Below are 15,180 nucleotides of genomic sequence, written 5' to 3' on the forward strand. Positions count from 1 at the left end.
GTCACGACGATACCGTCGCCGCGGTCGGTGCCTGCGCGTAGTACGCGACGCCATCGGCCTCGGACACTGTCACCCGACCCAGTGCCTGGAGCAGGTCCAGGTGTGCCAGCGTCTCGAACGCTGCGAGCGTGCTGTTGAACGGATCGAGCTCGGACAATCGACGGCCGCGGTTCGTCCACGGCAGCAGCGCCGCGACCTCCCAGGCGGTGGTTGCGCCTTCGGCGAGCGCGGCGGCACAGGCGTCGAGCCGTTCGTCGTGGTGGGCCACGAGTTCGTCGACACGAGCGTGCGAACTGGCGGTCACCGGCCCGTGTGCGGGCAGCAACTGGAGGTCGGGCAGTTCCCGGACCTTGCGCAGCGAGTCCAGGTAGTCACGCAGCGGCTGGCGTACCCATGCCGGTTCGAAACCGATCGACGGTGTGATCGTCGGCAACACGTGGTCGCCCGCGAACAGGACGCCCGCCGAGGCGTCGGCGAACACGAAGTGGCCCTGGGTGTGGCCGGGCGTCGAGACGGCGGCCAGGACACGACCGCCGATGTCGATGGTGTGATCGCGGTCGAGCCACTGGTCGGGCATGCCGTAGTCGTCCATCGGTGGACGTTCTGCCGGCATCATCGCCGTCCAGTTCGCTGCCAGTTCGTACGCGCCGGCGAGTTTCAGTCGATCCAGATTGGGGTCGTGCGAGATCGACCGGTCGTGCATGAGGTCCATCGACGGCTTGTCGCCCAAGCCCAGGGCAACGTCGGCGCCGACCTCTCGGCCGACCACGTACGCCTGCGTGTAGTGATCGCGATGCAGGTGCGTCACCAGGAAGCGACGGATGTCGCTGAGGGCGTACCCGGCCTCCTTCATCGAGATCTCGAACTGGGTCCGGGATTCAGCGATAGACCAGCCGCCATCGACGAGGACGAGGCCGGAGTCGGTCTCGATCACGTACACGTTGACGGCCCGCAGGCCGTCCATCGGAAGGGGGAGTGGGATCCGGGTGATGCCCGGCGCCACCGGGTACGAACCCGGCTCCGTCCATGCTCCGCTGCCCGTCGAGGTCATCACAAAACTGTAACAGGTTCTAGTTTTGCGACTGGGGCTGCTCGGACGGGGTCACGGACTGATTCTGGCCCTTGCGGGATGCGGCATGACGACCGGCACGCCGCCCGAAGTACGAGCCTTCGGCGAGTTGCAGGCCCGACGCGTACCCCTTGCCGTCGGTGGCGATGTTGGAGGCGCACGCGCCAGCCGCGTACAGCCCGCCGATCGCCGAGCCGTCGACACGTTCGACCTCGCCGTCGACCGACGTCCGCATCCCGCCCATCGTGAAGCCGGCGTACAGCGCCTTCCCCAGCGTCAGGTCGTACGCCCCCCACGGGCCGACGTCCTGCGGCTCGAGCCACTCGGAGTACTTGTGGAAGTCGGGGTCGTCCTTTCGGGAGGCGTTCTCGTTGTAGCGACCCAGTGTGGCGGCCAGGCTGCCGGTGGGCAGACCGAGCCCGACCTCCATCTCCTCGATCGTGTCCCAGCCGTCGATGAAGGGGCACAGCGGGAACGCGGGGTGCTCGATGTGCTCGGAGTCGACGATCAGGTACGCCGCATGGTCGGTCTGCTCCATCACGAACCCCGACGTGCGTGAGTGGTACGAGTCCTCGGCCACGAACCTCTCGCCCTGTTTGTTGACGATCACGCCCATCAGCAACCGCGACGGCGGATAGACCGGCGCGGTGATGAAGGCGCTGTCCATGTTCTGCAGTTCGGCTCCGACCGAGGACCCGAGACGCAGGCCGAGTCCGTCGTCGTACGTCGAGCCGAGGGTGAACGGCTTCTCCTGCAGCTGTGGCACGTGGGCCGCGACCATGTCGGCGTTCATCACGAAGCCCCCGGCCGCGATGATGACGGCGTCGGTGCCGATCACGCCGCTCTGGTCGAAGTGCCGCCACGCGACACCGACGACGTCTCCGGTCTCGTTGGTGATCAGGTTGGTCGCGCCGGTCTCGTACCGGATCTCGACTCCGGCCTCCTCGAGCCGCCCAGCCATCAGATCCATCACCAGTTGGGTGCCGCCCATCTCGCCGGGGCGCGGGACCTTGTGGCCGCGAGGGGCGGGGGTGGCGAGATCGCGGAAGGGCCAGACCTTCTCGTTGCCGGTGTACATCAGCCCCTCGGTGCCGGGCTGGATGACTGCCTTCTCGGGGTAGTAGCTGCGCTCGAACTCGAATCCGAGCGCTTCGACCCAGCCGAAGTGCTCGACCGAGTCGTCGCTGAATGCGTCCACCTTCTCCGGTGCCGCCGTCGGGTTCGCGGCGCGGAGGTACGCAGCCATGGCTTCGGCCGAGTCGGCCTGACCGGTGGCACTCTGCACAGGCGTGCCGCCGCCCAGGTAGAAGTGGCCACCGGACATCGCGCTGGTGCCGCCGTACGTCGAGGCACGCTCGAGCAGGATCACTCGCGCTCCGGATCGAGCGGCCTCCAGCGCTGCACTGCCTCCGGCGATGCCGAAGCCGACCACGACGACATCGGTGTGTTCAGCGGCTCCGGCCCCGTCTGCGGTCAGAGTGCCGATGTCGAATACTGCGGGGATGGTGAGCCCGGAGGGGATGTCTTGAGCCACGGCGCGTACGCGTTCCTTCACATTTGAGGGCGCGAATGGCGCCGTTTGTCCAAAACTAGAATCTGTTCTACTTTATGCTCAAGTGAATCAGGTCACACACGGTTGAATCTGGTCACAAGCGGTTGGGGGTTACTACATGGCGTTGAGTGTTGCCGCCATGCTCCGCGGACCGGGTGAGATCGCTGCCATGACGGTTGACGTCATCAAAGCCACCTTCACCACGAGGTTCCAGGGCCGAGAGTTCATCGAGCAGGCGTGGTTCATCACCAGCGTGACGCTCATGCCGACGATCCTCGTGTCGATCCCGTTCGGCGCCGTGATCTCGCTCCAGGTGGGCCAGTTGACCGGTCAGCTCGGTGCCCAGTCGTTCGCTGGTGCAACCGCTGTGCTGGCGACAGTACGCGAAGCCGCCCCGATCGCGGCGGCGCTCATCATCGCTGGTGCCGCAGGTTCTGCCATCTGTGCCGACCTCGGTGCGCGCAAGATCCGCGAGGAGATCGATGCGCTTGAGGTGCTCGGCATCGACCCGGTGGTCCGCCTCGTAACCCCACGCGTCCTTGCCACGTTGTTCGTCGCAATGATGATCAATGGAATCGTGATCGCCGCGGGTATCGCCGGCGGCTACTTCTTCACGGTCATCATCTCCGGCGGTTCGGCAGGCGCCTTCCTGTCATCGTTCACCGCGTTGGCATCGTTGCCAGACCTCTACATCGCGATGGTCAAGGCGGGCGTCTTCGGCTTCCTGGCGGCGATCGTCGGCGCGTACAAGGGCCTGAATGCCGCAGGCGGCCCGAGCGGGGTCGGCAAGGCCGTGAACCAGACGGTCATCCTCGCGTTCATGCTGCTGTTCCTGCTGAACTCGATCATCACCGCCGTCTACTTCCAACTCGTCCCCCAGAACGGGCTGTGATCGACATGGGTATCGTGCGGGAACTCGGCACCGAATTCGTCGACGGACAGAAGGGTCGCCTCGAGGAGTACGGCGATCAGTTCCTGTTCTACGTCAAGGCCTTGGCGGCCGTACCGAGGACGATGAGTCGTCACCGCCGTGAGGTGTGGGCCACGGTCGGGGACATCACCTTCGGCGTCGGCGGTCTCGCGGTGATCACCGGGTCGGCCGGCGTCATCGCCTTCATGGCGTTCTTCGCGGGCACCGAGGTCGGCATCCAGGGGTACGCCTCGCTCAGCCAGATCGGTGTCGCGAAGTTCAGTGCCTTCATCTCGGCGTACTTCAACACGCGTGAGGTCGCTCCGCTGATCGCGTCGATCGCGCTCGCTGCGACGGTGGGCTGCGGTTACACCGCCCGGCTGGGAGCGATGCGGATCTCGGAGGAGATCGACGCACTTGAGGTGATGGGCATCCCGTCGCTGCCGTTCTTGGTCACGAGCCGGATGATCGCCGCGTTCATCGCGGTGATCCCGCTCTACATCGTGGCGCTGTGCTCGTCCTATCTGGCGCCTCGGCTCATCGTGACCCAGATCTATCACCAGTCGGCGGGCACCTATGACCACTACTTCCTGGCGTTCCTGCCGCCCGGTGACATCCTGAAGTCGTTCCTCAAGTTGATCATCCTGGCGATCGCGGTCGTCCTGATCCACTGCTACTACGGGTACACCGCCTCGGGCGGGCCGGCAGGTGTCGGTCGGGCGGTGGGCCGCGCCATCCGTACCTCGATCGTCACCATCGTGGTGGCCGACTTCTTCATCAGCTTCGCCATGTGGGCCTCAACGACCACGGTCAGGATCACTGGGTAGCGGCGATGCTGAGCAACATCATTCATGACACCAAGGCGGAGCATCGCCGATTGCAGGTCGCTGGCGTCGCCTTCCTGACCGCGATGGGCCTCCTGATCGCCTTGTCGATCGCCATCTACGACAAGGTCTTCGTGTCCTCCACCGATGTGACCGTGCTTGCGAGCCGGGCCGGTCTGCAGTTGCCGAAGTTCGGCGACGTACGCATGCACGGTGTGATCGTCGGTCAGATCCGCAGCGTCACCGACGACGGCTCGGAGGCCGTCATCAAGTTGGCGCTGGATCCGAAGTTCACCTCCGGGATCCCGTCGAACGTTTCGGTCAAGATCGTCCCGACCACGCTGTTCGGGCAGAAGTACGTGCAGTTCGTCGACCCCGTCGGCGTACGCGACAGTGCGATTGCCGACGGTGCCGTCATCCCGGCGAGCCGGGTCACCACGAGCGTCGAACTCGAGAGCGTGCTGGCCAATCTCTTCCCGCTGTTGAAATCGATCAAGCCGTCCGACCTGGATGTCACCCTGCATGCGATCTCCTCGGCGCTTCTGGGGCGCGGTGACGAGATCGGGCAAACGCTGAGCAACCTGAACTCCTATCTCGCCACGTTCAACCCGCACCTCCCCACGATGGAGGCTGACCTGGCGCAGCTGGCAAAGGTAGCGAAGGTCTACGGCCTCGCCGCGCCGGATCTGGTCAACATCCTGAGGAACGCGACCACGACGGCCACCACAGTCGCCCAGCAGAGCGGTCAACTGGATACCTTGTTCAACGACCTCACGACGCTGTCGAACGACGGCACCTCATTCCTCAACGCCAACGGACAGAGTCTCATCACCGAGGCTGCGGTCGCGCACCCATTGCTGTCGCTGCTCGACGTGTACTCGCCCGAGTACACGTGTTTGTTGCAGGGCCTGGACCGGTACTCACCACGTCTGAACCAGATCTTCGAGCACAGTCGGGTCAGCCAGACCATGCTCCTGAGCGGCACGCAGCAGACGGCATTCACGTCGTCAGAACGCCCGGTTTACGGCGACGTCGGCCACGGACCGTGGTGCTATGGCCTGCCGTACCCCAAGGAAGGCCCGGGTCAGCCGCACCTGCGGATCAACGACGGCGTATCGCATGCGAGGCACCCGTGAGTACGCGTAACGTCCGGACGGTCAGCGCCGCGATCAAGCTCGGGATCTTCGTGGTCGTCTCTCTGCTCGTCACCGGCCTGTTGGCCGTCATCATGGGCCACCTGACGGTGGGGTCGCAGCACGGCTACAAGGCGATCTTCACCACCGCGAGTGAACTCAAGTCGGGCGATGACGTCCGGGTCGCGGGCGTCTCGGTCGGCACGGTCACCGGGGTGGAGATCTACAACCGCAACGAGGCGATCGTCTCCTTCGATGTCACCTCCGGTCTGCAGTTGACCAAGAACAGTGGCGCGGAGATCCGGTTCCTCAACATCGTCGGCGACCGTTATCTCGCGTTGAGTCAAGGTGAGGCGTCCACGCAGATGCTGAACCCCGGCGACACGATCCCGGCCACCCAGACCACGCCGGCGCTCGACCTCACCGCGCTTTTCAACGGATTCCAGCCGCTCTTCCAGGCGCTCACGCCGAAGGACGTCAACGACCTGTCGATGAACCTCATCCAGGTGCTCCAGGGGGAGAGCGGCAACGTTTCTGACCTGCTCGCCAAGACTGCGTCGTTGACGAACTCACTGGCTGATCGCGATCAGTTGATCAACGAGGTCATCACCAACCTTGGCGGCACCTTGGCCACGATCGACAGCCGCCACCAGCAGTTGTCCGATCTCCTGACGGGCCTTGAGCAGTGGATGGGTCACCTGTCCAACGACCGTGTCCAGATCGGTGACTCGATCCAGAACATCTCGACACTCACACAGGAACTCGCTGACCTGCTCACCCAGGCCCGTCCGTTCACCAAGGAGGACATCGCCCAACTGCGTCGGGTGATGACGATCCTCAACCAGCCGTCGGCCCAGGCAGCACTCGACGCGGCACTCAAGCAGTTGCCGACGACGTTGCGCCGGCAGGCAAGGATCGGGACCTTCGGATCTTGGTACAACTACTACCTGTGTGACTTCACGGGTCGGGTGATCCTGCCGCAGTTGGGCACCCTGCTGAACCTCGGCCCGGTGGCGGCGCAGGCGAATTCGGCGCTCAACCAGATTCAGGCACAGATCAACAAATACCTGAACGTGTACAGCACGCAACCGAGGTGTGCGAACTGATGGCAAGACGTACGGACAAGCACCTGACCTGGTATGGCGGTCTCGCGATCGGCGTGCTGGCGTTGGCGATGCTCGCGGCATTCACCCTGCAGAAGTTCCCCTTCTTCGCCGGCACCACGTACCACGCGGAGTTCAAGGATGCGAGCGGGTTGAAGGTCGGCGATCAGGTCGAGATCGCCGGTATTCGAGTCGGTCGCGTCGACGGCATGTCGATCGAAGGCACCCATATCCGGGTTGACTTCGACGTGCACGGCCAGAAATTCGGGAAGATGTCGACAGCCTCGGTCGAGGTGCTCAATCTGCTGGGCGAGAAGTACCTCAAGCTCACCCCGATCGGTGACGACACGATGTCGGACGGCGGGACGATTACCTGCCCACGCCCGGATGCGACGGCGACCCAGCCGAAGGACTGTCGCACCACGGCTGGCTACGACATCGTCGGAGCTCTGACCGATCTCACCAACACGACCGGGAAGATCAACCAGGCGAACCTCTCGAAGGCACTGTCGACCTTGGCGACGACGATCAACGGCGCTGCTCCGAACGTCAAGGGGTCGTTCGCTGGTCTGTCCAGGCTCTCGTCGGTGATCTCGTCGCGCAACACCGAGATCGGGCAACTGCTGAACCACGCGCAGTCGGTCTCCAACCTGCTCAACTCTCGCAAGGGCGACCTCCTGGCGCTGATGAAGAGCAGCGACCTCGTGTTCCAGGAACTGCTCAACCGGCGACAGGCGATCGACGACCTGCTGACGTCGACCCGGCGTCTGGCGGTGCAACTCAAGGGAGTTGCCACCGACAACCAGGCACAGATCGGGGATGCGTTGAAGCAGTTGAACACCGCGTTGACGTTCCTGAACGCGCGCAAGCAGCAACTCAGCGACACGATCAAGTACTACGGCCCGTACGCATCCATCCTGGAGAACGTGATCGGCACGGGCCCGTGGTTCGACGCGTACGTTCCGAACCTGCCTGGACTGGCGACCGGTGAATTCGTGCCTGGTGTGAGGACGTACTGATGGCACTTGATCTCGCCCGTGTCCGGGCCACCACTCTCCGCCAGCGACTCATCGCCGCGGCCGTCATCGTGCTGCTCATCATCGGTGCGTTCTGGTTCACGTCGGGACCGAAGACGCGTACGGTCAGCGCGCACTTCTCACAGGCCATCAGCGTCTATGCCGGCAGCAGTGTCGACATCATGGGCATCACGGTCGGTCAGGTGACAGCCATCGTGCCCGAGGGTGCCACTGTGCGGGTCGACATGACCTACGACGCGAAGTATCACCTGCCGGCTGATGTGAGCGCATCGATCGTCGCTCCGACCCTGGTGGCGGACCGATTCGTCCAGTTGACGGCGGCGAAGGGCGAGAACTGGTGCTGGACGTGTGATTCGTCGAGTTCCGTCGCCGACAGCGGGGACATCCCGGCGTCGCGGAGCCACCAGCCCCTCGAGATCGACGACGTCTACAAGAGCTTGTCGCAGCTCAGCAAGACCTTGGGGCCATCTGAGGCCAACAAGACCGGCGCGCTGTCCGAACTGCTCAACGCCAGCGCGAAGGCGCTGAAGGGCAACGGTGTCCTCGGTAACGACATGCTGAGGAATCTCAGTGGCGCGGTCAGGGTGCTCGGGGACAACTCGCCGCAATTGTTCTCGACCGTCGATGGCCTGTCGTCGCTCAGCACGACGTTGCGCAACAACGACGCACTGGTCAGCACCTTCCTGACTCGGCTTGCGGGGGTCTCGACCGAGCTCGGCGGGGAGAGTCAGAATCTGCAGCAGGCGTTGGCGGCGATCGCTGACGCGCTGGGCACCGTCCAGTCGTTCGTCCACGACAACCGCGCTGCGCTCAAGGGCGACATCCAGCAGTTGACCACCACGGTGAAGGCTCTTGGCGATCAGCGGAAGACGTTGGGCCAGATCCTGCAGTTGGCCCCGTTGGGGTTGAACAACCTCACCGAGGCCTACGACAGCGTGACCGGCACCGAGGGGATCCGACTGCAGCTGGGCCCCGAGGGGACCGACGTCGGCAACCTGCTCTGTGGCGTCATCACCTCTGCCGGGATGCCCAACCCTGGCACCGCCTGCGACCTGCTACGCGCACTCCTGCCGGGCGGCACCAACCATGGGGTGAACCCGTCCTCCACCACGTCGAAGAGTTTCCCCCAAGCACCGTCGGCTGGTCTCGCGGGCATCCTCGACCCTGCGCTGAAGGGGTTGTTGGGATGACGACACGATTGATTCGAGGAGTTGTCGCTGCGGTGGCGGGCATGGTCGCACTGACCGGCTGCCAGTTCCACGGCGCGTACGACCTCCCGCTGCCCGGCAAGGTTGTCGGCTCGGGCGATGGCTATCACGTCAAGGCGATCTTCAGTGACGTCGTTGACGTGGTGCCGTACACCCACGTGATGGCGAACGACGTCCCGATCGGGCAGGTCGACTCCGTCACCCGGCTCGGTTGGAACGCCGAGGTCGACATGACGATCCGCAAGGACGTCGTCCTGCCGGCCAATGCGATCGCCGACGTACGCCAGACCAGCCTGTTGGGTGAGAAGTTCATCGAACTGGACCCGCCGACGGGCACGGCATCGGTCGGTCGCCTCGCCGATGGTGCGACCATCCCGCTGGCTCAGACGTCCCGCAACCCGGAGGTCGAGGAAGTACTCGGGGCGCTCTCGAGCATCCTCAGCGGTGGTGGGGTCCAGCAGTTGAAGACGATCAGCACCGAGCTCAACAAGGCAATGGACGGCCGACAGGGCGATGTGCGCAGCGTGCTCAGCAGCCTCGACGTGCTGGTGACATCGCTCAATGGCCAGCGCGCGAACATCATCGAGGCACTGTCGGAGGTCAACAAGTTGACCAGGACGCTCAACAAGGAGCATGGCGTCGTTGCGAGCGCGTTGGATTCGTTCGGACCTGCACTGAAGGTGCTCAACCAGCAGCATCAGGACCTGATGACCATGCTGACTGCTCTGGACAGGCTCGGCAGGGTCGGCACGAACGTGATCAGCCAGAGTCGGGCCAACATTGTTGCCGACCTGAAGGAACTCGGTCCTACCTTGAAGGGGCTGGCTGACGCCGGAAAGTCGCTGCCGCAGGGCTTGGTCATGCTGGCGACGTTCCCCTTCCCGAAGGAAGCGGCGACCTTGGCCAAGGGCGACTACTCGAACGCGTTGTTCCACATGGACTTCGACCTCAACAAGGCGCTCAGCGGGTCTCTGCACGGCGGCGATACGGGCCTGCCGAACGTGGGCCAGTTGTGCTCGGTCTACTCGAACGGCAGTTGTGCCCCGTTGATGGCGGCGTTGTGCACCGTCACGGGTCTGACGCTGTTCTGTTCGCCGACGGCGGCGAAGTTGGGTTCGAGCGTGACCGGAGGAAAGAAGCCCACGACGGCTCCCGTCAATCCCCTTGACGGCCTCCTCGGCCCCGTGACGTCTGGTCTGTTGTCACCCAAGGGTCCGTTGGGCGGACTCCTGGGGCCGGGCACTGGGTTGGGAGGCCTGTTGTGAGTACCGGTTTGCGCATTCGGCTGTTTGCCTTCGTGATCCTCGCGGCCACCGGCATCGTCTTCGTCGCGGCGAACTATCTCGGTGCCTTCAACGTGCTGTTCGGGCGCCAGGTGTCGATGTACGTCGATCTGCCGCGGTCCGGGGGGCTTTACATCGGCAGCGAGGTCGACAATCGCGGCGTCAAGGTCGGCAAGGTCACGGACATGAGCCTGACCTCGACTGGCGTGCGTGTCACGATCCGGGTCGACAAGAATGCGGACATCCCGCTGTCGTCGGCACTGTCGGTGGCAGACCTCACCGCGGTGGGGGAGCAGTACCTCAACTTCAGCCCCACCAGCGCGTCGGGTCCGTACGCAACGGCGGGCCACGTGTTCTCCGGCACGGGAGCCAGCATCCCGGAAACGACGGACCAGCTGCTCCTCGACATCGACGGATTCGTACGCTCCGTGCCGATCGGGAGCCTGCAGACGACCGTCAGCGAATTGGGCAAGATGTTCAAGGGCAATGCGGACTCGCTCGGACAGATGGTCGACTCAGGCAGCAAGTTCATCAACACGGCCGCCGCTCACGAGCAGGCCACGATCGACCTGATCAACTCGAGCACCACCGTGCTGAAGACGCAGGCGGCGCACGCCTCCGACATCGCGAACTTTGCCGCAGGGCTGGCGAAGTTCACCGGCGCACTGAGTGTGTCGGACACCAACCTTCGGACGGTCCTTGCGAACGGCGGGCCGGCGATCAGGGAAGCCGACGGACTCGTCAATGACCTGAGTGCCGTCGTACCGAGTTTCCTGGCCAATCTCATCCCGCTCAACCAGGTGGTCTCAGCCCATCTGCCGGCTCTCGAGCAGACGTTGGTGGTCTTGCCCCCGGTCATCGCCACCGGATTCACCGGTACGCCCGGCGACGGCTACGGGCACCTCAACATGCAGTTCTCCTACACGCTTGGAGTGTGTTCGGGCGCCGGGTATCTGCCGCACCCCTGGCCGAGCCCGCTCAACACCAGTGACCTGCCGCTGTTCCCGGCTCGCTGTGACGACCCGAAGGCGCAACCCAATTACACCGGTTCCGACGCGTTGCTGCAGCGTGGCGTCAACCTGACCCCGCGGTGAGGTAGAACGTTCCCATGCTTCAAGCTTTACGGACCCGGATGAATCTGGTCCTCCTGGTGGCCGTCGCGCTCGCGCTGACGATGCTGATCCTGATCGTCACAGTCGGCACCAAGGCGGTTGGCGTGACGGCCAAGGGAGACGCCGAGCAGGGCCGGATCGACGCAGTGAAGAGCGTCGTCAGTGACGAGATCACTGCGCTGTTCAGCCCTGACTACCGGCACCTCGACACGTGGGCAGCTTCGGTCACCCGCAGCGTTTCGGGTGATTTCATCGACTTCGTCAACTCGCAGATCGAAACCTCAAAAGCGAGGATCTACGCCGCGAAGATCATCGCAACCGGCGGAGTGGACGCGGTTGCCATCAATGACCTCAAGGCGACGACCGCCAAGGCCTTCGTGATGGCCCACGAGAACGAGACGAGCCCCTCCTTGAAGAAGGTTGCGGCGACGTCGAACTGTCCAGCCCAGACGCTCTGCTCGCCGTACGTCCTCGAGGTTGATGTCGTGCTCACGCCCGGGGGATGGAAGATCTCGAAGTGGGGACCCGTCGCATGATCGGCGTACGGCTGCGCTGCCCTGAATGCCAGGCCCGCGTATCGGCAAAGGCGCGCTGGTGCCCCGGGTGCGGTACGGAGCTTCCCCAGCCTGCAGTGCTTCCGGAGCCTGCGGAGCCAGAGGCGTTGGAAGAGTCTCCTGCGGCGGCGACGGGCACCGCCAGTTCGAAGCGAGCCAGTCTGTCTCCGCGGTCGTGGTCGGCGCCGCAGTGGGTGTCGGTGGTCCTCGCCGTCCTGCTGGTCGTGGTGCTTGCCGTCGGAGCGTTGGCGTTCTTTGCCGAGCGGAACTCGACGGTTGCGAGCAACAAGCAGCAGACCGCATCGAGTGTTCGCGACGCCGTCCTGAGCCGTGCCTCCGAGGCGTCCATCAAGGCGTACACCGTCACAGCGGTGACGCATGAGAAGGACAACGCCGCCGCCGAGACGTTGATGACGGCGAAGATGGCTGCGAAGTATTCAGGCCAGGTGACCGCAGCACAGTGGAAGACCCTTGCTGCTGGTGGTGCGAAGCAGACATCCAAGGTTGCTGCCGACGGCGTCACCTCCATGACCAAGGACACCGCCCACGTGTTCGTGCTGATCGTCGTCTCGACGACGGCGAAGAACACGTCGTCGAACAGCGTCGTGGCCTATCGCTTGAACGTCACGCTGGTGGACCGTGGCGGCAACTGGTTGGTTGATGACATGAACGTCATCTTCTGACCCCTCCAAGTACTGGCAGGCGGCCACCAGAGTCGCTAAACTAGAACACGTTCTACCTGAACATCTCTAGTACTGCGCGCACTGATCGGGGCGACTTCATGAAGCTGTCTGTTGATTACGACCTCTGTGAGTCGAACGCCTTGTGCGTCGGCATGGCTCCACAGATCTTCGATCTCGACGACGACGACAACCTGCTGATCGCCACTCACGACATCGGTGAAGCCGACGCCGCGTCCGTACGCCGCGCAGTCGCTGCGTGCCCACGCGCCGCGTTGTCGTTGAGTGACACCGTGCTGGACGAGACCGCATGACCGACGCAACTCTGCCGCTGACCGGTCGGGTCGCGGTTGTCACTGGCGCGGGCGCAGGGCTCGGCCGCGCCGAGGCTCTGGCTCTTGCTGCGGCAGGCGCAGACGTCGTACTCAATGACCTCGAAGGGCGCGCGGACGAGGCGGCCGCCGAGATCAGCGCCCTCGGCCGCCGCGCCGTGATCGTGGCCGGCGACGTGGGGGAGCGCAGTACTGCTGACGCTCTGGTGGCTGCGGCCGTCGATGAGCTCGGCTCGCTCGACATCGTCGTCAACAATGCCGGCTTCACCCGTGACCGGATGATCTTCAACCTGTCCGACGAAGAGTTCGACGCGGTGCTGCGCGTCCACCTGCGGGGACACTTCCTGCTCACCCGTAACGCCGCCGCGTACTGGCGCGGGCTCAGCAAGGAGACGGGTGCGCCGGTCTACGGCCGACTCATCAACACCGCGTCCGAGGCGTTCCTCTCCGGGTCTCCGGGTCAGGCGAACTATGCCGCAGCCAAGGCCGGAATCATGGCGCTCACACTGTCGGCAGCACGTGGCCTGGCCTCCAGCGGCGTACGCGCCAATGCGATCTGCCCGCGGGCGCGTACGGCCATGACCGCCCAGGTCTTCGGCGACGACACCTCGGGCAAGGCGGTCGACCCCTACTCGCCCGACCACGTCGCACCACTCGTGGCGTACTTGGCTTCGCCGGCCGCGGACTCGATCAACGGCCAGTGCTTCGTCGTGTACGGCGGCATGGTGGCGCTGCTGGCGCCGCCGGTCGTCGAGCAGCGTTTCGACGCAGCCGGCGACGCCTGGGACCTTGCCGACCTCGACCACCAGATCGGCGGATTCTTCGCCGATCGGGACCCCGGACTCAGCTTCTCCGCTGACTCCGTCATGCGTCTGACCGTCTGACCCCGATCACAAGGAAATCACCATGACTCGTCTCCAGAACAAGGTCGCCATCGTCACCGGCGGCGCGCAGGGCCAGGGCGCCGCGATCGTACGATCGTTCGTCGCCGAAGGCGCCAAGGTCGTCATCGCCGATGTGGCTGTCGAGCCCGGCGAGGCGCTCGCCGCCGAGCTCGGCGCCGACGCGATCTTCGTCAAGCACGACGTCAGCTCCGAGGACTCCTGGACCGCGTTGGTCGAGGCCGCCACGGCAGCTTTCGGTGCGCCGAACGTGCTCGTCAACAACGCTGGCATCCTGCGATTCGGCGCCATCACCGAGACGTCGGTCGAGTTGTACGAGCAGGTCTTCCGGGTCAACCAGCTCGGTACCTTCCTGGGCATGAAGGCGGTCATTCCGTCGATGAAGCAGGCGGGCGGCGGATCGATCGTCAATGCGTCGTCGATCGAGGGCCTGGGCGGCATGGGCCACCTCGTCGCGTACTCCGCGACCAAGTTCGCGATCCGCGGCATGACCAAGGTGGCCGCGATGGAGCTCGGCAGCTTCGGCATCCGGGTCAACTCGGTACACCCGGGCATGATCGACACCGGGATGACCCGTGAGCACGGTGGCGATCTGGCGATGGAGTTCGGCGCCTCCAAGGTGGCGCTGAAGCGCGTGGGGCTGCCGTCGGACGTCGCGCCGTTGTACGTTTATCTGGCAAGCGACGAGAGCGCGTACACCACTGGCGCGGAGATCGCCGTGGATGGTGGCGCGACAGCGACGCACTCCTTCGGCGGCTGAGCCTGCAGACGGACCCAACGGCCTACCGCACACTCCCTCCGCGGTGGGCCGTTGTCGTCAGTCCTTGCCGACGAGCAGCAGCCTGACGGCGGTCTCCATCGACCGGAGCACGTCATCGGCGCCGCTGCGACCGGTCACCCAGCTGACCAGTGAGGCGAGCCAGACATCCGCGATGACGCGGATGACATCGGCTTCCTCCTGGGTCGGCTCGTGATCGAGCTCGCCGGTCATCGTGCGGGCGAAGAGCGAGGTCAGTTTGATGCCGACTTCGTGGATCTCGGTCTGCGCCGTGGAGTCGGCGAACATGAAGGCGCGTACGAGGGCCTCGGTGAGGTTCGCCCGGACCTGAAGGTTCTGGGTGGTGCGCTCGAGCACGAACATCACTCGACCGTACGGGGTGTCGCCGGGGACCTGGTGCGTACGCGAGATCTCCTCGACCTGGTCGAACTCGCGGCTCAGGGCCGAGACGAGCAGGTGGATCTTCGAGGGGAAGTAGCGGTAGAGCGTGCCGAGCGCAACGCCTGCAGAGTCGGCGACGGTACGCATCTGGACGGCATCGAAGCCGCCCTCGGATGCGAGTTCGACGGTTGCGTCGAGGATCCGGGCGCGCCGCTCACGCTGCGCGACGCTGCCGGCAGCTTCCTCCGGCACTGTGGCGTTCACACTCATGGGGCCCCTCCAGGTGAGTCTGTCGGATCAGGCTAGCCAACTTTTGCCACAA

16 protein-coding genes are annotated in these 15,180 nt (G+C 64.7%); 13 read left to right on the forward strand and 3 right to left on the reverse strand.

The features are described from left to right. Position 1 precedes the first annotated feature (1 nt). Complete coding sequence (locus tag KCTC_RS13340) at positions 2-1,051, reverse strand: MBL fold metallo-hydrolase (RefSeq protein WP_125569709.1); 1,050 nt, start codon at positions 1,049-1,051, stop codon at positions 2-4. A gap of 19 nt (positions 1,052-1,070) precedes the next feature. Further along, the gene (locus KCTC_RS13345) at positions 1,071-2,603 is read right to left on the reverse strand and encodes an FAD-binding protein (protein ID WP_231998750.1); all 1,533 of its coding nucleotides are present in this window, start codon (positions 2,601-2,603) and stop codon (positions 1,071-1,073) included. Between the two features lie 136 nt (positions 2,604-2,739). Between KCTC_RS13345 and KCTC_RS13350 the strand changes: the two genes are divergently transcribed. The 13 genes from KCTC_RS13350 (at position 2,740) to KCTC_RS13410 (ending at position 14,459) form a co-directional block, all read left to right on the forward strand. After that, a complete protein-coding gene (locus tag KCTC_RS13350; protein WP_125569710.1) occupies positions 2,740-3,513 on the forward strand; it encodes an MlaE family ABC transporter permease in 774 nt (257 codons plus the stop codon). Between the two features lie 5 nt (positions 3,514-3,518). Next, a complete protein-coding gene (locus tag KCTC_RS13355) occupies positions 3,519-4,358 on the forward strand; it encodes an MlaE family ABC transporter permease (protein WP_125569711.1) in 840 nt (279 codons plus the stop codon). Then, on the forward strand, positions 4,322-5,491 hold the full coding sequence (locus tag KCTC_RS13360) for an MCE family protein (protein ID WP_125569712.1): 1,170 nt from the start codon (positions 4,322-4,324) through the stop codon (positions 5,489-5,491). Before KCTC_RS13355 ends, KCTC_RS13360 begins: the two co-directional genes overlap by 37 nt. Beyond that, a complete protein-coding gene (locus KCTC_RS13365; protein WP_125569713.1) occupies positions 5,488-6,594 on the forward strand; it encodes an MCE family protein in 1,107 nt (368 codons plus the stop codon). The genes KCTC_RS13360 and KCTC_RS13365 overlap by 4 nt, the downstream gene beginning before the upstream one ends. After that, a complete protein-coding gene (locus KCTC_RS13370) occupies positions 6,594-7,610 on the forward strand; it encodes an MCE family protein (protein WP_125569714.1) in 1,017 nt (338 codons plus the stop codon). Before KCTC_RS13365 ends, KCTC_RS13370 begins: the two co-directional genes overlap by 1 nt. After that, the gene (locus tag KCTC_RS13375; RefSeq protein ID WP_125569715.1) at positions 7,610-8,818 is read left to right on the forward strand and encodes an MCE family protein; all 1,209 of its coding nucleotides are present in this window, start codon (positions 7,610-7,612) and stop codon (positions 8,816-8,818) included. The genes KCTC_RS13370 and KCTC_RS13375 overlap by 1 nt, the downstream gene beginning before the upstream one ends. Next, on the forward strand, positions 8,815-10,101 hold the full coding sequence (locus KCTC_RS13380; protein ID WP_125569716.1) for an MCE family protein: 1,287 nt from the start codon (positions 8,815-8,817) through the stop codon (positions 10,099-10,101). Before KCTC_RS13375 ends, KCTC_RS13380 begins: the two co-directional genes overlap by 4 nt. Next, positions 10,098-11,213 carry an MCE family protein gene (locus KCTC_RS13385; protein ID WP_125569717.1) on the forward strand — a complete coding sequence of 372 codons (1,116 nt, stop codon included), beginning with the start codon at positions 10,098-10,100 and terminating at the stop codon, positions 11,211-11,213. Before KCTC_RS13380 ends, KCTC_RS13385 begins: the two co-directional genes overlap by 4 nt. Before the next feature lie 14 nt (positions 11,214-11,227). Then, the gene (locus tag KCTC_RS13390) at positions 11,228-11,767 is read left to right on the forward strand and encodes a hypothetical protein (protein ID WP_125569718.1); all 540 of its coding nucleotides are present in this window, start codon (positions 11,228-11,230) and stop codon (positions 11,765-11,767) included. Then, entirely contained in the window at positions 11,749-12,468 is a 720-nt protein-coding gene (locus KCTC_RS13395; RefSeq protein WP_125569719.1) for a zinc ribbon domain-containing protein, read from the forward strand. The genes KCTC_RS13390 and KCTC_RS13395 overlap by 19 nt, the downstream gene beginning before the upstream one ends. Before the next feature lie 98 nt (positions 12,469-12,566). Further along, positions 12,567-12,779 carry a ferredoxin gene (locus KCTC_RS13400; protein WP_125569720.1) on the forward strand — a complete coding sequence of 71 codons (213 nt, stop codon included), beginning with the start codon at positions 12,567-12,569 and terminating at the stop codon, positions 12,777-12,779. Next, the gene (locus KCTC_RS13405; RefSeq protein WP_125569721.1) at positions 12,776-13,681 is read left to right on the forward strand and encodes a 3-oxoacyl-ACP reductase; all 906 of its coding nucleotides are present in this window, start codon (positions 12,776-12,778) and stop codon (positions 13,679-13,681) included. Before KCTC_RS13400 ends, KCTC_RS13405 begins: the two co-directional genes overlap by 4 nt. Before the next feature lie 22 nt (positions 13,682-13,703). Continuing rightward, a complete protein-coding gene (locus KCTC_RS13410; protein WP_125569722.1) occupies positions 13,704-14,459 on the forward strand; it encodes an SDR family NAD(P)-dependent oxidoreductase in 756 nt (251 codons plus the stop codon). A gap of 57 nt (positions 14,460-14,516) precedes the next feature. Here KCTC_RS13410 and KCTC_RS13415 read toward each other — a convergent pair whose 3' ends face one another. Then, positions 14,517-15,128, reverse strand: a complete 612-nt coding sequence (locus KCTC_RS13415) for a TetR family transcriptional regulator (protein WP_125569723.1) — start codon at positions 15,126-15,128, stop codon at positions 14,517-14,519. Between the last annotated feature and the right edge of the window lie 52 nt (positions 15,129-15,180).

It is taken from the genome of Nocardioides baekrokdamisoli (assembly GCF_003945325.1).
Classification (GTDB): domain Bacteria; phylum Actinomycetota; class Actinomycetes; order Propionibacteriales; family Nocardioidaceae; genus Nocardioides; species Nocardioides baekrokdamisoli.